Origin of the sequence: Motilimonas thetidivivens (assembly GCF_046452435.1) — a bacterium.
Taxonomy (GTDB): domain Bacteria; phylum Pseudomonadota; class Gammaproteobacteria; order Enterobacterales; family CBDFNC01; genus Motilimonas.
This window is the reverse complement of record NZ_JBKFDK010000018.1, coordinates 49,209-66,928: the sequence shown is the minus strand read 5'-3', so window position 1 is coordinate 66,928 and position 17,720 is coordinate 49,209. Positions and strand designations below refer to the sequence as shown.

Genomic DNA, 17,720 nt, shown 5'->3' with positions numbered 1-17,720 from the left:
CAAAATAACCCAAGTTGGATGCACCATGCTTTTTTCCGTTCTCTTTAGTTTTAGTTTGCTTAGCCTGTCTTTGCTCGCTCCTCTTTTTGGTTTCACTTGGTTTGACTTTGCACCAGCCAGTGATGATATAGGTAACATACTGATTGGAATTAGCTTTACCGGTTCAATTCAAGGCATCTTGTTGCCAATCATATTTTTATCAATTCATTATTCGAAGACGGCAAAAGAGTGCTGGCGCACTTTCTATTGCCTTTTTCCGCTATTTATCTTGGCTCTATTGATTGGCTGGGGACTACAAGCCATCACTCAACAGCCCATGCCTAATGTTGTTAACTTAGTTCATGGTGGCCTACTTGAATCCAACTACTATCAGCTAACCAGCGCGGAACAACACCAAGCCATGATGGCCGCACTGGAGCAAAGCAATGGTCTGGCCAACTACATCAAATCTGAGTGGTTACAATGGACAGGCTATGCCATGCCTGCATTTCATGCCATCGCCAGCTTTACGGTTGCTTTGTACTTCGCAGGCCTTTTCTTCAACCGCCAACAACACATTACTGCTTTGTTAATCTTAGGCTGGGCCCACACCGCCGTATTTATTCGTTTGTTGTTAGATATGCAAAGACCACTGGATCTGTTCATTGGGTTGGTCATTGCTGCCTTGTGCGCCCAATTAGCGACGCTCTATCTCCGCAGCAATATCAAAAAAGACGATGCGATAAAAGCATTACGCGAGAAGAAACTCGCCGAGTCAAACCCAACTGACTAATGCTTTGATATCATTAAGTCGCTCCCATAAGCTAGCCATTAACTCATGCTTTAAGCTGAAAAAATGATCGCCGTAGCAAAACGAATGGCTAGTTAACAAATCTTGCAATCTGCTTCACTATTTCCGTAATAAATAATCAAAATGTTATAAACTTGATATATCTTAGCTCTATAAATTAACGATTTAGATATAAAGCCATGACATTCAAACGCAACTTCAGTTTACTGCAGTGCACTCATTATCTGACTATTTGGTTGTTATTTTGCTTCTCTCCCACACTGCTAGCTTCATCGTTAACTTACACCTCCCTTAATACTTATCTCAGTCAACACCCAAACCAGCAAGCCGTGAGTGAACGCTTCGCACTTCGAGTTAGAGGGTCAAGCCAAGCAATAGGTATCAAACAACAACGCCCTGTGCGCATTTTTGTCATTTATCCCGGCAAACAAATTTCCGATTATTGGCGACGCAGCATCGCTTCTTTCACCGCACGGTTAGATGAACTTAACATCCAATACGAAATTAAAACCCACTACACCCGCCCCGCGATGGCCCAAGAACAGCAAGAAAGGTTGCTAAATCGCGCAACCCGATATCGCGCTGACTACGTTATCTTCACCCTAGATACCCACAAACACAGTGAACTGATTGAACGCTTGCTTAAGGTCGGTATCAGTAAAATAATTCTGCAAAACATCACCACCCCAGTGGCACAATGGCAGGCTAACCCGCCCTTTTTATATGTCGGGTTTGACCACGAAGCAGGCAGCCGTCAACTTAGCCAATTTTTTAAGCAAGCCACACAAAATTCAGGTGATTACGGCGTGGTGTACTGGTCTCCAGGGCTAATCAGTGAAGCCCGAGGACAAAGTTTTATCGAGGAGTTAAAGCAAACTTCCGACCTCAATCTAACCCAAAGCTACTACACTCAAGCATCGCGCCAATCGGCCTATCGCAGCGCCTTATCCATACTCAAGCACAATCCTCAGGTTAAATTTATCTATGCGTGTGCGACCGATGTAGCTCTGGGCGTATTGGATGCCCTAAAAGAAACCGGTTTGAAAAACAAAATCATGGTCAATGGTTGGGGTGGCGGTGAACAAGAGCTTGCGGCCATTGAGCAAGGAGAGTTGGATGTCACCGTGATGCGAATGAATGATGATAACGGTGTAGCCATGGCGGAAGCGATCAGCTTAGATATTCAAGGCCTAGCCTCGCAAGTGCCGCAAGTTTACTCGGGTGACTTTGCTATTGTTAGCAAGCAAACACCATCAAGCAAACTTGAGCAATTAAAAGCCATCGCTTTTCGCTACTCCGGCATACCTCAAAACATCGCAACAAAGAAGCTTAGCCAAGGCAATACCGCAGCAATAAAAAGCGAAACTAGCCAAGTTAGCCAATAAGATAATTAGGCTGGACGGGCATTTTCACGCAGCCAAGCTACGGTTTCTGCCGCAATATTGAACGCATTTTCGCCCAAAGGAATAATCAGTTCTGTTTTTGGCGGTAAGGTTTGAATTAAATCGCCGCCTTGCACCTGGCTAATCTGATTACTCAGCTCGGCCACATCCACACCAAACTGTGATATCACCAAAGATTGCACGCCCGGGTTAACCTGAGAAGGCGCATAGGCAGGGGTGTATTGCTCACCTTGTGGGGTTTTAATGGCATTTAAAGGCACATAGAACACGGTATTTAAAAATACTGGCCACAAATCATTCTGATCTGTACTGCCGTGCTCCAATCCTTCAATCAACTTGATAAATTCGGTTTTTTCTCGTGCTGTCATCATGACGTCCTTGTTTACTATGACTAGCGCCATATTGCACCATCTGCCGACAACAAAGAAGGGTTAAAACCTTAACTGCCTCACACCTTAATAATAAAGGCAGCATAATTGATAGGAATTTGGCAAAATTGACCTACCGCGACTTTGAACCCGTCATCGCAGCAGGCAAGCATGAACATCACCTTAAAACAGCTCCGCATTTTTACTACGCTCGCCAAAAGTGCCAACATAGGCATCGCCGCACAAAGCCTATGTTTAACCAAACCCGCTGTCAGCATGGCTCTGAAAGAGCTCGAAAGTCAGCTCAATCAAACCTTGTTCGAACGCTTACCCAATCGACTACGCCTCAACAGCCAAGGCGAACTGCTATTACCACTGGCACACGAGCTACTGTCGCGCAGTGAAGAGATCAGTCATTTATTTGAGGACCAAGCGCTCACCGGAGAGTTGCACCTAGGTTGCAGTAAAACCATAGGTAATCAGTTAATGCCCGCTATATTAGCGCAATTTCGACAGCAAACTGGCCACCAAAGGCAAAGCCTGCAAATTATGAACAGCCGCGATGTGTGCCAGCAAATCGCCAATTACGAGCTGGATTTAGGCCTGATCGAAGCCAATGTCTGTTTACCCGGCCAAGTATTAGCGCCTTGGCATCAAGACACCATGTGCATTATCGCCCCACCCAATCACCCACTGGCGCAGCAAAAACAGCTGCCATTGGCCGCGTTAGAGCAACAAAATTGGGTGCTACGTGAAGACGGCTCAGGCAGTCGGGCTTGGTTTAATCGCGAAGTGGCGGCGCATTTGCAACATTGGCAGTTAACCCTTGAGCTTAACGAAGCCATGGGCATTATTAACTGTGTGGCCAATAACTTAGGCTTATCTTGTATCTCTGAGCTAACGGCCAGTGATGCCTTGCAGAGCGGTAAGGTGGTGGCGCTCGATCTGGCTCAACCCCTGACGCGACCGCTGTTTTTGGTGTACCAACAAAACAAGCGCCATAGCCCAGTATGTCAGCGCTTTATTGAACATTTGCAGTGCTGTGTTGACAGGCTTTAGTTACATAATGAAACACCTCAAGCCAAGACAAGTCTTAGACAAGTCACGCTTTGTTATACGAAACGCCGTGAAATCATCCATCAATAATCGGTGATGACCTAACTGCCGCATCCATGCGGCAGATATTCGTCTAACAAAGTATGACTTATTGGCCAGGATTACCCCGCCTATTTCACCTGAAACTGACGCTGGCTGCGCACTTGGTCACGAACATAGTGCAGCGCAACATAAGCCACCACCAATGTCGCCACCACTAACTCTAGCTTAGCTAACTGAATTAACAGCTGTGCCCAGCTTGGGTTGTAGCCTTGCTCCAACACAAAACCAGCCAGTTTAAATAGCGCCGTGGCACCAATGACCGTAGGAAAGGTAAAGGCCGCAAAACCGGGGCTAAATGGCAATTGCAATAAGCGAAAGAACGCCAAGTACAAGAAGCCGGTCATCAAAATAGCCAACACCAACAAGCCCACCAACAAGGTCTCATTAGGCTCGGCAATCAGGTTTAAATAACCCGCTAAGCTTAGGCTGGCTGGCGCAGCTAATATGGCTAAGGTTGGCTTCGCCGCATCGGGCAAGGCACCGCAGCAACAAAGACGAAACAACATAATGGGCAACAAGATAGCGTAACAAGTTAAGCCAAAATACAACAAGGCCGTAGCTAAGCCATTAAACTGACTAGCTGGACAAGTTAACGCCGCCACGATAATACCCACTGGCGGTACAAACCAGCTGGGCACCATGTCTGCCAACTTAAACTGACGCAAACGATGGTAGCTAAACATAACTAAAAAGGTGATATGCAAAGCCACCGCGGCCAACCAAACCAGTTTTACCCCCAACATTTGATGGCTAGCAAAGGTGCTTGCCACTACCATGCTCGCCATGGCAAAAGTAGGCACCACACTGCCGACCACAGGATGCGCTAAATCAGCTAACAGACGATCAGGGTGCAACACAAACTTAATCAGCAACACCAGCAATAATACGGCCGCGATTTGAGCACTCAATAACTGAAAATGCGCCGCACCCGACACCATTTGATCCCAACCCCAACCTAAACTAGCAATGGCTAAAGCCAAGCCTGCCATCGGCGTGTGGATCATGGTGGTACGTTGCTTAATGTGCTTCATGGTGTTGCCCTCTGTATTCACTGCTTGCTAGTGTAGGGCAATCTAAAAGGTAAGAATATTTGAATATATTTAATACAGCGTTAATTTTGATTTAACACAAGATTTATTCTGTTACAGCTCATTGGCTTTGCGATAAGCCCCTTGATAATCAAAAATCTTATCGCTGATTTGCCAAAAGTGCTTTTGCTTACGAGCAATCACAAAGTCCGGCGCCACCAACTGCTCACTGTGGGCGAGCACTTGGCTTAACTCAGTAAAGGTTTGCGCCGCACTGCCTTGGCCATTGCGGCGGCCAAATTGCTGATTAAAGATAAACCGCTGACCTTGATTGGCGAGGTTAAAATACTCCACCAGCTCTAAGCCTTGCTCATCATAATAGGTCAACTTGAGCTTGCCTTGATGCTCACTGAGCACCATACCCGCGCAGCGGATCACCAGTGCGTCTTTAAGCTTTAACGCCGCTTTAAGCTTATCGTCGGGGTCGACTAAAGGCTGCTGACACTCATGGCAAACTCGAGCCGCAATATCATTTTCGGCATTGCAGTTGGGGCAGTTTTTAAAGCGAAATCGAAAGTCACACAGCTCAACCTCGCCTTGCTCAGATTCGAAAAAGCCCTGACAGCGCCGGCCAAAATGCTCGGTGACCTTGCCTTGACCATCGGTTCGCCCCCAAAATACATTGGCAAAACCACAGGCCGGACAAAGCACTTGCACCGGCTCGGTATCCCCTGCGGGTTTCTTTTCGCCCACTTCCGGCGCGTACAAATCATATTGATTTCCCGCATAATCAATCACCAAGCAATCTTGCTTACCCGACGCTAAACGCAAGCCACGACCGACAATTTGCTGATATAAGCTGACCGACTCGGTGGGGCGCAAAATGGCAATAAAATCCACATGAGGGGCATCAAAGCCCGTGGTCAGTACCGACACATTAACCAAATAGCGGATGGTTTTGGCCTTAAAGGCTTGGATCAGGGCATCGCGCTCGGGGGTGGGGGTATCGCCGGTGATCAAGGCGCAGGATTGCTCGGCTAGATAACCCGCGATTTCCTTAGCATGCATCACGGTGGCGGCAAAGATCATCACTCCTTGGCGATCTTGCTCATCGGTCAGCTGCTGAATATGTTCGATGATACTTAAAGTGGCACGCTGCTGGCTACGCAGCAAGGTATTCACCTCGTCAGCCTTATATTCACCGTTGGCGGTGGCCGATAAACTAGAAAAGTCATACATGGCCACGCTGGCGTCAATTTGCGTTGGCGGCGTCAGGTAGTTATGTTTGATCATATAGCGCAGCGGCAGCTCATAAATACAGCGGCTAAACACCTTGGCCTCAGTGCTGCGCACCATACCGTGATAATGGTATTGGTAGATCCAACCCGTGCCCATGCGATAAGGCGTCGCGGTCAGCCCTAGCACTTTAAGCTGTGGGTTAAATTCCTTTAACTGTTTGATCACTTGCTGATATTGACTGGTATCCTGCGCAGCCACGCGGTGGCACTCGTCGATGATCAACAGCGAATATTGCTCGGCAAAGGCTGCCAGATTACGCGACACCGATTGCACACTGGCGAAAGTCACCTGATGCTGGGTATTTTTTTGCTTTAAGCCCGCCGAAAATATCCCCGCCGACAGGCCATAGCTTTGATACTTGGCGTGGTTTTGCTCCACCAGCTCCTTAACATGGGCTAACACCAACACCCGACGCCGCGCCAATCTGGCTAATTCAGCGATGACTAAGCTTTTACCCGCCCCCGTTGGCAACACGATCACCGCCGTCTCATCACTGCGACGAAAATGGTGCAAGGTGGCATCAACAGCCTCTTGTTGGTAACTGCGTAGGGTGAAGGTTGGCATCAATTAGCTCTATTAAACAGTAGGTTACGGCCAAACATCAAGCCGCTGGAGGCGTGACTGCTCCCCCATGCGGCAAGGTTGGTTTAAGCACTCAGGTCTGATCCGTCCTGCGGTAATGCAGGCTCAAAATCCAATAAATTTCGCTTGTCAAAATAATGGGCCAGCATCAGAGCAAGTACGCATATTCCCAGCCCCAACACTTTAGGGACAGGTAATAGTATTAAGGTAGCAAACAAGGCCGCCAACACAGGCAAGTACACCCACCTCGCTTTTAGGGATTCTTTGGTCGACATTTTACGCGCACGTAGCGCGGTGGCATAAAGCATACGTATTTGTCGGTTTTTATGAATCGAAATACCCGCATTGAATGATTTTGAATTGATCATGGCGATAGTGACGTGATACTCGTTGCCATTAGCCACAAAGTGGTCACCCACACTGCTTTTTAATGAAAACCCTTTGACCTGACGCTCTCCGTTTAACCAAATTTCGCGATAACCAAGCACATTATATTTCAGCAGTATCTCATCTTCATCACAGCAAAAAGTGAGACTATTCGTCATCACAAAATGCCGGGGGCGATAGTTTTTCAACGGCACCTGGTTGATGATATCCACCATGCTATTGGTCTCATTCACCAAGGAACTGTCTGCCTGATTACGCTCTGCGTCGTCACTATCAGCACTTGTCGCTTGGGTCTGCTCGGGTTGCGCCGCAGCAACGATGGGCTTAACGTCAATGCTGATGCTCACTTCATCGGGCAAATCAGCCAGTAGCTGTTCAATGATGGCGGTTATCTTAGTTGGCCAACTTTCAATGTCGGGCAACATCACAGGATCAAATGGGTAAATGCCGATATAAAAGGGCTCGTTGTTCCCTCCCATGCAATCCATAAAGACTTCACCAGCAATGACTTTATCGCCTGCTTCCAGATCATATTCCCGTGCCAATATCGGGCATAAAGGAGGCAATATCGCTTCACGGATCACCCATTTTTTCAGGGTATCGAGCACCTTGGTTTCATCTGGCGAATTGGCTATGATCCCGTCAATGCGAATAAAGAAGTCGGCCTTGGTATAAGTGCTAGCAAGAGGCGCCTCACCTTTTATCTGCGCAGCAAAGCTAGCAAGGGGTGGTAGCTCAGACTCGGCGATAAATTCACCCTTGATCATCCACAGAGGAATATAGTCACTTTCAACCTCAGGCAAGATGCCAAACTGGTGATAGCAATAAGAAGCAATGGCAGTGATCAGCAAGAATATCCAGCCTGCGGAGTCAAAATGATCCATTTCGCTGCGGGTGTACCAAGCCTTATGGGCATCTAATGCCTTAATCAGTGCGCCTTGATAACCCGTTTCACGCTCTGTACTGAGTACGACCCCTAATAACTCGGCGACAGGTAAGTAAAGTTGATAAACAGCATTGGCACAATATTCATCGTCAAAATACTCAGGCGCGGAATAGGTAATGATATCGCCAAGCAGCTGAGCCAGATCGGCTCCCGGCGTAAAAATCCCCTTCAGCAAACGCATAAATACTTTATTAAATGCTGTTGCACCACTCACACCCGCATTCTTAGCAAAAACGCCTTCATCTAAACGGTGTAAAACCGCAAGCTGCTCACTGTCGCGCAGTATCATGGCGATGGCATAGGCATTTAACCAAGTGTGAAACATCAGGTTATCGTCACTTTGTGCTTCGCCTGTGTAGGTTTTGTGCTCCAACGTGAGTGTCACTGGCTGGCCGACATGAACAGCCATGCAAATGGGGTTGTAATACATTTGCCCTAGGTTAATCAAGGCGCGCTGGCGCATGGCCTGTGGCGCGTCCAATAATTGGCTGTAACCAAGCAGTCTTTGTGTATCAGATACGCTACCCAGCATATTATGTTTTGTCGAGTAACATTCATAAGACTCATTCCACTCCTCTAAAGATTCAATAAAGTTGGAAGAAATTGAATCGATTCGATTTTGTTCATGAATCAACTGTTTAAAATGATGCGGATAGACTGCCATTTGCTCGCCTTTAACGTTTTAATCAACGCCATTGTTAGTGATGAATATCGGCAATGATAAAGACCTAGCATGTTTGGGTAAAGTGGGGGGGTCAAGCAGGATGCAAGGTGTCACAAAAGCCATCACTCATGCCAGCATTCATTGCATTACAGAGCGATGACTTCGTGATAGGGTGAAGGTTAACCCTCTTTATTAATCTGATGAGCTTCGTCCATCACACGCTGGCCATTGTCATCGACTAACCAGAGGCGGTTTTCACCGACAAACAACTCGGTGCCGTCGGCTAAGGTGATGGTATTACCGGCTTGATTCCAGCTAAATGGCGCTTCTTCAATCACAGCCGCGCCCATTTTGCCTAGATAATTACGGCTAAGGGCATAGCTATTGTCGGCTTTAAGCTCTAATAAGATTTCGATGCCATCGCAATCTTTACAAGGCAAGGTGCCACGATAGGTGCCAGGCCAATCCAGTGACACTTTCGCGCTATCACCAACGGGCAGCTGCGGTGCTATCGTCACTTCTTCCACCACAACAACCTCTTCTATTACTTCTTCAATAATAACAGGCTCTGATGTGGGCTTAGTCTCCGTCGTCTCTGACTGACAACCAACCAATGCTAAGCTGCCTAATAACGGAATAAGTAATGCGTGTTTCATTGCAGTGCTCCTAGAATAATTTCAAGTCACAGCATCGAATGCTGTCAATGACTCAACCATAATAGCTAGCACTGTGTCTGTATAGTAGGAAAAACCCCTATTGCTCAGGATAATAGCCTAAGTTTATCGGGGTTACTGCAAGCATCAACCCGCTTTAGCAATGAGCTCCTGCTGAGCATTGTAGATATTCAATGCCGTAACGACCGCATTAAATGATGCCGTCATAATATCTTGATGCACCGCAATACCTAGCACTCGGCTGTCTTGAATTTTCACTAATAGATAAGTGATGGCTTCGGCTTCAGCTCCCGAGGTCATGGCGTGCTCGGCGAAATCGATCACATCGATACGTAAACCGGTTTGTTGCTGTAAACCATTAACAAAGGCGTCTAACGCACCGCGACCAATTCCTTCTATGGTTAATTGACGCGCCGCTTCACCTTGGTAGCTCAACTGCGCCTTAACGTGATCGCTTTGCTTACGTTCGATTTGGTAATCCCCTAATACATAAGGGCCCGAGGTCGATAGGTAAGTCTGCTTGAATAAGGTGCTGATTTGATTAGGTGAGACTTCCGCGCCCGTTTGCTCGGCGGTTTTTTGCACCACACCACTGAATTCAATTTGCGCCCAGCGCGGTAATTGCACCCCTAACTCGCGCTCTAAGATCCAAGCGATACCGCCCTTACCCGATTGACTGTTAATACGGATCACCTCTTGGTAATCACGGCCTAAGTCGGTTGGGTCGATTGGCAAGTAAGCCACATTCCAAATGTCGCCCTCTTGGCGCTGCGCCAAGCATTTCTTGATCGCATCCTGATGGCTACCTGAAAATGCCGTGAACACTAATTCACCGGCATAAGGATGGCGTGGGTGCACGGGTAATTGAGTACACGCCTTAACGGTCTGCACCACCTCATCTATGTTAGAAAAGTCTAACTCAGGGTCAATCCCTTGGCTGTATAGGTTCATCGCCATGGTCACCACGTCCATATTACCGGTACGCTCACCATTACCTAATAAAGTGCCTTCAATGCGATCGGCACCCGCCATGACGCCTAGCTCTGCGGCGGCCACACCACAGCCACGGTCGTTGTGGGTATGCAAACTAATAATGATTTGGTCGCGTTTCGCAACATGGTTAATAAACCATTCAATTTGGTCGGCGTAGACATTCGGGGTCGCCATTTCAACCGTGGCAGGCAAGTTAATAATTACCTTGTCGTCACCTTCAGGTTGCCAAGTGGCGACCACGGCATCACAAATTTCCACCGCAAAGTCTAATTCTGTGCCGGTAAAGCTCTCAGGTGAATATTGCAAAGTCCATTGTGTTTCTGGGTTGGCTTGGGCAAGGGCTTTAACACACTCGGTGCCTTTAACCGCAATATCAATAATGCCAGCGCGATCTAATTTAAATACTTGCTCACGTTGTACCGTTGAAGTGGAATTATATAGATGCACCACGGCACGTTTCGCACCCTTTAACGCTTCAAAACTGCGCTCGATTAAGGCCGGACGGGCTTGAGTTAGCACTTGGATGGTTACGTCATCAGGGATCTGGTCTTCTTCTATCAACCAACGTACAAAATCAAAGTCGGGTTGAGAGGCGGCAGGAAAACCCACTTCGATTTCTTTAAAGCCAACTTTAACCAACAAGGCCCACAGCACTTTTTTCTGCTCTACCGACATCGGCTCGATAAGCGCTTGGTTGCCATCGCGTAAATCCACGCTACACCATAGCGGCGCTTGTTCAATCACCTTATCTGGCCATGTTCTATTGACCATTTTAATTGGTTGAAACGCTTGATATTTCTTATGGTTAAACGATGACATACAAACCCTTAGCAACAAACAATGATTTTTTTAATTGCTGCTAGTATAAAGAGAAGGATTGGCAATATCTTAGCTAAATACATTACATTAAGTAAAAATAGCGCAACACATACCCAAGTTTTATATACATTGCGCAATATATCACTCAATATCATCCAGATTGACATGACATGACGGTTTTTGAACGATATGCTTTACTTAGCATTATTATTATATTTTTCTAGACACCAAGCAGGCTGGCGTCTAAAACCTAGTAATCCTTCTTAAAATAACATCGACAAAAAGGCGACCTTATGGTGGATGATGATGAAATCCTGATCTTTGAGGATGACGAACCAAGCGCAGCTAAGCCGACAAGCCAAGCCAAAGAAGATCGTTTTTGGAAGGTGATGATTGTCGATGATGAACAAGACATTCACTCGGTCACTCGCATGGTCACCCACCAAATGCAGTTCATGGGTTTACCGGTCAAAACCATCAGTGCTTATTCTGGCGCTGAAGCCAAGCGTTTAATTCAAGAACACCCTGACACCGCCCTGATGTTTTTAGATGTTGTGATGGAAACCGATCACGCCGGTCTTGATGTGGTGAAATTTGTGCGAAATGAGCTGCAAAACACCCAAACACGCATCATTTTACGCACCGGTCAGCCCGGCCAAGCACCCGAGCTAAATGTGATCGTGGAATACGATATTAATGACTACAAAGAAAAATCAGAGTTAACGTCACAAAAATTACGCACAACTATCTTTGCTTCGTTAAGAAACTACCGTGATATTCAAGCTATCGAGATCACCAAACACAATCTTGAAGCCATGATTAAATATTCTCATGAGCTATTACACGAGCAAGCCATTCATGACTTCGCCAGTCATGTGCTGCGTCAAATCACAACCTTACTGCACCTAGGCGATGACGCCTTATATTATCGCACGGCTCATAATGGAGATGACAAAGAAGTATTAGTCGGCATAGGTGAATTTGCCGCCTACTCCGACAAGGTCCTTCGTGAATTACCCCCCGAGATCCAAGCCGAACTAAATGAAGTGCACCGCACCCAAAACAACTTATATTACGGCGATCGCTACATTGCCTATTTCAAAACGGCGGAAGGCTCTGAGCATATTCTCTATTCAAGGGGGAAACCTCGCCATGAATTCTCAGAGTATGATCAACACCTTATTGAGGTTTATTGCCATCATGTTGCAACCGCTTTCAGTGCATTTCATAAAAAATAAGCCTAGCTCACACTATGCTCTGAGTTATATGGGTAATCCCTAATAGTCGTTTGACCGCATCCTTCTTATAGTCCTAGTTATCACTAAAGGAGGATGAATAGATGGCTCACATTATTTTCTACGCTGATTACGATAAAACCACTAAACAAAAGCAAAGACAAAGAAAAGAGGTTGTGCTCACTCACCAAAATGATAAGGGCAACAGCTTTCAGGTAAGCCGTGATATGTTAGATGAGGAAATCACCTTTACGCCATTGTGGGAAACATCGACTCCACCTCGAATAAATCTATAAAAATTCGATAATATCGGCATAAAACCATCCTGCGACTGGTCAAAGCATAGATAAAAAAGCTATATTTATTTTATCTTTGACCAGAAAGAAATAATCAATCCTATGTTCAAGCGTTTATCGCTACACTTGCTGTTACTTAGCTTACTTTGCCTCTCTCCTTATGGCTTAACCAAAACCTTAGTAAAAGTTGGCGGTTACCCCTTTGCGCCTTATGTTACCAAATCGGCTAGTGGCGAGTATTCAGGTTTAACCCTAGATTTGATTGAACAGCTCAATCTGATCCAAGATAAGTATCAATTCACCTTTGTTTCAACATCAAGCCCATATCGCTATCAAGCGTTTAGCCGCAATCGCTTCGAATTGATGTTTTTTGAAAATAAGATGTGGGGCTGGCAACACGCAGACTTCTATACCTTACCCTTGCCCATCGATGACGGTGAGGTCTACATAGCGAAAAAAGATCCGGCAAGCTCAGCAAATTACTTTACCGATCTTGCCACTAAAAAATTGGTGCTCGTTGAAGGCTATCATTACAACATCACCAATGATTTGACGGATAAAGCGATATTAAGAAAGCAATTTGACGTCACCTTTGTCACCAATAACAATGCCAGCATAGAGGCCATATTGCGCGGCCGTGGCGAGGTAGCCCCAGTGACATGGTCTTATTTGCAGCACTATTTTAGGCAGCACCCTGAGTCAAAAGAGCAAATCATTAGCTCAGAGCGTTGGGATCAGCGTTATCAGCATCAGGTACTCTTAAGCCACTCAGCGGCAATCAGTTACGATGAACTCCTAATGTTAATTCAAGATCTTGATAAAAAAGGAGTTATCGACCAGCTTGTCACAACCTATCAACTGAGCCGTAAAGTGAATTATCGCTAACATCGCTAGCGCTAACCTAGATTCTTGATTAAACTGACGCCTTCTGCCGTTGTCTAAAGAGAGCTCTATGCGCCTAGATAAATTCCTCTGTGAAGCCACCCCTTGGTCTCGAGCTGAAGCCAAAAAAGCCATTGCCAGAGGCCGCGTTAGGCTCGCGGGTGAATTAATTACCGATCCAGGTTACAAGGTAAAGGATGATGCAGCCATCGAGCTAGATGGGGTATTGCTGCAGCGACAAGGACCCGTCTATATTGCCCTATACAAACCTGAAGGCTACATTTGTGCGACCCAAGACGAAGTTTATCCCTGTGTTTTAAACTTAATAGACCAACCTCATCAACACCCATTGCATCCTGCCGGACGCCTAGATGTAGATACCACCGGATTAGTATTGTTGACCAGTGATGGGCAGTGGTCACACCGTGTCACCTCGCCGAAAAAGCACTGCCACAAGGTGTATCATGTTGAACTCGCTGAGCCCATCTGTGCCGATGCGCAAGCGCAATGTGAAGCGGGCATTTTATTGCATAACGAAACCAAGCCTACCCGTCCAGCCAAACTGGAAATCGTCACCCCGACACACGTGGTGATCACCTTACAAGAAGGCAAGTATCACCAAGTAAAACGCATGTTTGCGGCATTGAACAACAAGGTCATTAAACTGCATCGAGCCAGCGTAGGTCCGGTGGATTTAACCGATCTTAACGAGGGGCAATGGCGCTATTTAACGCCAGCAGAAATAGCCGCCTTTTAAGCGGCAACACGCATTACGAGTCGCTAACAATATAGCCAGTGGCAGGATTAGGCCCGTAGCTAAACTTCACCTTAACTTGCTCGTACAGCATGGTTTCGACCTTTGCCAAAAATGCCTCACCCGCTTGGTGGGGCTTGTATTTAAACATGGCTTCGATAGCCATGCGCATCCCCTTGGCTTCAGGTTCGGCCTGATAGACCTCACCGGTACGAATAAATTCCAAATAGGTATTTATCTTGGTTTGCAAGGTGTACAGATGCACATCTTCCTCATCCCATTCCAATGCATCCAAAATAGTTAATACTAAGGTTTCGTTTTCTTTGTCGATACTAATAAGGTCTACCGTATCTAGCTGTTCTACGCTCATTGTTAACCTTCTACTGCTTGTAAACTCTGCTCCACCAAGGCGGGGATGTTGTCGATTGCGCTGCCTTGACGAAAATGAGAAACCACTTGTTCAGCCATCGCAACCAAGCTGGCTTGCTCATAGCCATTGTTTTTAACTTGTTGATATAGGTGTTCTAAAAAAGCATTAGCGCCAAGATAACGCCACTGTGCCAAATGCACTAACTCCCGACAATGCAAGCTCCAATCATCACCATGTTGGCGCAAAATATAATAGCCATGCTGATAAGCAATGGAATTAAGCTGCGAAGGCAGCCAATGTTTAGCCAACATGCCCTTGATACCGCCTAACTCAGGCATAGGCAAGGTATCAACCACCATAAACCGACATTGACGTAAAAAGTCATCGGGAAAGTAGCCTTGAAGGTAAGGTGCAAGCACCTCACAAGAATGCATCTCTTGCTGATGCTGTTGACCCAATTGCTGCATCCAGTGAATGATTTGCTCTGTCATCGTACGCCTGCTTTAATCTGCCATATCGGAACTGTCCTCGTCCCAGTCATCTTCTTCAATTAACCCAGATGCCAGCGCTGCTTGCTCAACCAAAGCAGCAAAGCCAAGACAGAAATCGGGCATTAAGTCATACATCTCTTGGCTAAAACGCCCTAGATCCGCATCATCTTGCAACTCAACAATTCCTTGCGCATTGTCTTTACTGGCAAAAAAGCTCAAGGTCATGTACGCCATCGAAAATGCTTCGGTGAGCTCTTCATCTTCCGGCAGCGCATCGAGGAGGGCTTCGGCATAATCGGCACTGCCGGCCGCAAAGCCAAGACACCATTCATGCAGAGGATGACCAGCCAGAAAGTTAGCATCACATCCAGCCGAAAACTCCAATTGCTCCGGTAATTGCATGCCTTGCTCATAAACTTGCTGGCTGATTTGATTGTGTAAGGTGATCAAAGCGAACAATTTGTCTTCGGCAATATCGCTCGGCAACTGCCCGCCCAAAATTTGTGCTAACCAAACATCGGTCGGCACCGGCTTAGGCGCACATACCAAGGCAAATAAAAAGCCCTTCGTCGCCATCAATGAAAAGGTATTGTTAGGGGTGTCGGCACTGTTTAACCAGGCCGATAGCAGCACTTCGTCTTGCTGACTTAAACTTGAAGCTAATTCCACGTCGGTTGTTCCAATATTGGCACTAAAGAGTATAGCGTAATGGTTGCTTGCTATTGCTTAGGGCTAGCACTGATATAATTCAGTGGGCCAGCCCATTAGTTATTAATCGTAAATCGTTGGGATAGGTCGACGTTTATGTTGAGTGCGTTGATAGATAGCGATCAATTTAGCTTCTACCTCGGCAGGCACGGTTTTACCTTCAAGAAAATCATCTATTTGGTCATAACTCATGCCAAGGGCAACCTCATCTTCCAGTTGCGGTTTAAGCGACTCTAAATCCGCCGTGGGCGCTTTATGTACCAATACCGCTGGCGCGCCTAAATGCGCAGCCAATGCCCTTACCTGACGTTTATTTAAACCAAATAACGGCGCTAAATCGCATGCACCATCACCAAACTTAGTGTAGAAGCCGGTAATATTTTCCGCGCTATGATCGGTGCCAACCACTAAACCTTGGGTCAGGCCGGCAATTTCATATTGTGCCACCATACGCTGTCGGGCTTTGACATTACCTTTAACAAAATCAACCGCACCGGCATCGGGTAAAGCCAATCCAGCGTCCGCCAAACCGGCTAAACTGGCGTCATGTAAGCCTTCAACCGCAGCTTCAATATTAACGGTAACGCGATGACTCGGCTGAATAAATTCAAGCGCGAGCTGGGCTTCATCTTCATCTTGTTGAATTCCGTATGGCAAGCGCATCGCAATAAAACGATAATCCTCACAGCCTTGCGCTTGGTTCAAGCCTTCGATGGCTAATTGACAAAGCCGCCCGGCCGTACTTGAGTCAACGCCACCACTGATGCCTAAGACCAAGCTTTTACAGCCAGATTGGGTCAGGCACGACTGGATAAACTCGATGCGTCGTTTGATCTCAAACTCAACATCTATCTCGGCTTGTACCCTCATCTCAGCCAAAATCTGCGCTTTCATTGCTTTGTCACCCTTATTATTCGCATTGGTAAATGGACAAATTTAGCACTATCAAGGCGCTGGGCAAAGTAGCCTGATGACAACCAGCACAAATAATCTTGCTCGCTAGCGGTATAAGCCTATTCACTCAACGCCAAAATAGTTTCGGGAAAGCCTTTACCAATAGTCAAAAAATATCTAAATTTCATATAAGTATTTAATTAGAACTTAATATTTAGCGGGGATATATCATGATCGGCACCATAGAGGTTTGTTGTTTTAGACTACAACAAGGGCAACTGCAGGTGCTGTTGCATAAGCGTAAAATTGAACCGTTTATCAATCAATTCGGGCTGATTGGCGGCGGCATCTTAGCGGAGCAAGACACGGATATAAAAGATACCGCCTCCCGAGTATTGCAACAAAGGGCAAACCTAGCGTGGCGATATCTAGAACAAGTAAACACCCTGGCCAATAACCACCGAGATCCGCGCGATTGGTCTATATGCTGCCTATTCCTCGCCATTATTGACCCCGAACAAAAGGTCAACCCACACTGTAAATGGATCAATGTGTTTGATTTAATTAATTCTAAAGTTAATCTGGCCTTTGATCATTTGTCGCTCATTCAGCAAGCCTTGCTACGTTTGATCAATAAAACGCAATACTCCAGCTTGCCAGTCTATTTTTTTGCGGATCAGTTTACCCTACCAGAGCTGCAAGACGCCTATGAGACCATTTTACGCAGTAAACTCCCCAAGGCGGCTTTTCGTCGCCGTCTTAATCGACCAGATATCTTGGTTGCAACTGGCGAGCAAGATAGAAGCCAGAATCGCCCAGCGGCGCTCTATCGCTGCGCCGAACAGCACCTATTAGTGCATTTTGACCAATTAATGAAAGGCCATAGCAACACAGCGCCAGAGACGACTCATAGCAACGAACCATAGGGTCATGGCTGCAAAGTATACAAAATGAGTAACTCAACACTATATTTATCGTT

18 protein-coding genes are annotated in these 17,720 nt (G+C 46.4%); 8 read left to right on the top strand and 10 right to left on the bottom strand.

Annotated features, from left to right (window positions below; translation table 11 throughout):
• Positions 1 to 25: 25 nt before the first annotated feature.
• Positions 26 to 772 (top strand): phosphatase PAP2 family protein, encoded by a 747-nt coding sequence (locus tag ACK8OT_RS13730; RefSeq protein ID WP_410197092.1) that lies wholly within the window; start codon positions 26 to 28, stop codon positions 770 to 772.
• Positions 773 to 969: 197 nt separating this feature from the next.
• Positions 970 to 2,175, top strand: a complete 1,206-nt coding sequence (locus tag ACK8OT_RS13725; protein ID WP_410197091.1) for a substrate-binding domain-containing protein — start codon at positions 970 to 972, stop codon at positions 2,173 to 2,175.
• Positions 2,176 to 2,180: 5 nt separating this feature from the next.
• Here ACK8OT_RS13725 and ACK8OT_RS13720 read toward each other — a convergent pair whose 3' ends face one another.
• Complete coding sequence (locus tag ACK8OT_RS13720) at positions 2,181 to 2,594, bottom strand: hypothetical protein (RefSeq protein ID WP_410197090.1); 414 nt, start codon at positions 2,592 to 2,594, stop codon at positions 2,181 to 2,183.
• Between the two features lie 138 nt (positions 2,595 to 2,732).
• Between ACK8OT_RS13720 and ACK8OT_RS13715 the strand changes: the two genes are divergently transcribed.
• Positions 2,733 to 3,620: a LysR family transcriptional regulator gene (locus tag ACK8OT_RS13715; protein ID WP_410197089.1), complete on the top strand. Its 888-nt coding sequence runs from the start codon at positions 2,733 to 2,735 to the stop codon at positions 3,618 to 3,620.
• A 167-nt stretch (positions 3,621 to 3,787) separates the two neighbouring features.
• Here ACK8OT_RS13715 and ACK8OT_RS13710 read toward each other — a convergent pair whose 3' ends face one another.
• From ACK8OT_RS13710 to leuA, 5 genes are all read right to left on the bottom strand, one after another.
• Positions 3,788 to 4,750 carry a TDT family transporter gene (locus ACK8OT_RS13710; protein WP_410197088.1) on the bottom strand — a complete coding sequence of 321 codons (963 nt, stop codon included), beginning with the start codon at positions 4,748 to 4,750 and terminating at the stop codon, positions 3,788 to 3,790.
• Positions 4,751 to 4,861: 111 nt separating this feature from the next.
• The gene (gene radD / locus ACK8OT_RS13705; protein WP_410197087.1) at positions 4,862 to 6,610 is read right to left on the bottom strand and encodes a DNA repair helicase RadD; all 1,749 of its coding nucleotides are present in this window, start codon (positions 6,608 to 6,610) and stop codon (positions 4,862 to 4,864) included.
• An 83-nt stretch (positions 6,611 to 6,693) separates the two neighbouring features.
• A complete protein-coding gene (locus ACK8OT_RS13700) occupies positions 6,694 to 8,625 on the bottom strand; it encodes an immunity 49 family protein (protein WP_410197086.1) in 1,932 nt (643 codons plus the stop codon).
• Positions 8,626 to 8,804: 179 nt separating this feature from the next.
• Positions 8,805 to 9,281 carry a copper resistance protein NlpE gene (locus ACK8OT_RS13695; RefSeq protein ID WP_410197085.1) on the bottom strand — a complete coding sequence of 159 codons (477 nt, stop codon included), beginning with the start codon at positions 9,279 to 9,281 and terminating at the stop codon, positions 8,805 to 8,807.
• Positions 9,282 to 9,425: 144 nt separating this feature from the next.
• Positions 9,426 to 11,111, bottom strand: a complete 1,686-nt coding sequence (leuA, locus tag ACK8OT_RS13690; protein WP_410197084.1) for a 2-isopropylmalate synthase — start codon at positions 11,109 to 11,111, stop codon at positions 9,426 to 9,428.
• 293 nt (positions 11,112 to 11,404) lie between these two features.
• Here leuA and ACK8OT_RS13685 point away from each other — a divergent pair, with 293 nt between their 5' ends.
• The 4 genes from ACK8OT_RS13685 (at position 11,405) to ACK8OT_RS13670 (ending at position 14,281) form a co-directional block, all read left to right on the top strand.
• Positions 11,405 to 12,349, top strand: coding sequence for a DUF3369 domain-containing protein (locus ACK8OT_RS13685; protein ID WP_410197083.1), 945 nt, complete (start codon positions 11,405 to 11,407; stop codon positions 12,347 to 12,349).
• A gap of 101 nt (positions 12,350 to 12,450) precedes the next feature.
• Positions 12,451 to 12,642, top strand: a complete 192-nt coding sequence (locus ACK8OT_RS13680; RefSeq protein ID WP_410197082.1) for a hypothetical protein — start codon at positions 12,451 to 12,453, stop codon at positions 12,640 to 12,642.
• Between the two features lie 102 nt (positions 12,643 to 12,744).
• Positions 12,745 to 13,527 (top strand): ABC transporter substrate-binding protein, encoded by a 783-nt coding sequence (locus ACK8OT_RS13675; protein WP_410197081.1) that lies wholly within the window; start codon positions 12,745 to 12,747, stop codon positions 13,525 to 13,527.
• A 67-nt stretch (positions 13,528 to 13,594) separates the two neighbouring features.
• Positions 13,595 to 14,281, top strand: coding sequence for a pseudouridine synthase (locus ACK8OT_RS13670; protein ID WP_410197080.1), 687 nt, complete (start codon positions 13,595 to 13,597; stop codon positions 14,279 to 14,281).
• Positions 14,282 to 14,294: 13 nt separating this feature from the next.
• Here the strand turns inward: ACK8OT_RS13670 and ACK8OT_RS13665 are convergent, their stop codons facing one another.
• The 4 genes from ACK8OT_RS13665 to nadE all read right to left on the bottom strand — a co-directional run bounded on the left by ACK8OT_RS13665 (position 14,295) and on the right by nadE (position 16,741).
• Positions 14,295 to 14,648 carry a DUF6572 domain-containing protein gene (locus ACK8OT_RS13665; RefSeq protein WP_410197079.1) on the bottom strand — a complete coding sequence of 118 codons (354 nt, stop codon included), beginning with the start codon at positions 14,646 to 14,648 and terminating at the stop codon, positions 14,295 to 14,297.
• Between the two features lie 2 nt (positions 14,649 to 14,650).
• Entirely contained in the window at positions 14,651 to 15,139 is a 489-nt protein-coding gene (locus ACK8OT_RS13660) for a hypothetical protein (protein ID WP_410197078.1), read from the bottom strand.
• 12 nt (positions 15,140 to 15,151) lie between these two features.
• Positions 15,152 to 15,808, bottom strand: coding sequence for a UPF0149 family protein (locus ACK8OT_RS13655; RefSeq protein ID WP_410197077.1), 657 nt, complete (start codon positions 15,806 to 15,808; stop codon positions 15,152 to 15,154).
• 102 nt (positions 15,809 to 15,910) lie between these two features.
• On the bottom strand, positions 15,911 to 16,741 hold the full coding sequence (gene nadE, locus ACK8OT_RS13650; protein WP_410197076.1) for an ammonia-dependent NAD(+) synthetase: 831 nt from the start codon (positions 16,739 to 16,741) through the stop codon (positions 15,911 to 15,913).
• A 230-nt stretch (positions 16,742 to 16,971) separates the two neighbouring features.
• Between nadE and ACK8OT_RS13645 the strand changes: the two genes are divergently transcribed.
• A complete protein-coding gene (locus tag ACK8OT_RS13645; RefSeq protein ID WP_410197075.1) occupies positions 16,972 to 17,667 on the top strand; it encodes an NUDIX hydrolase in 696 nt (231 codons plus the stop codon).
• The last annotated feature ends 53 nt before the right edge of the window (positions 17,668 to 17,720 follow it).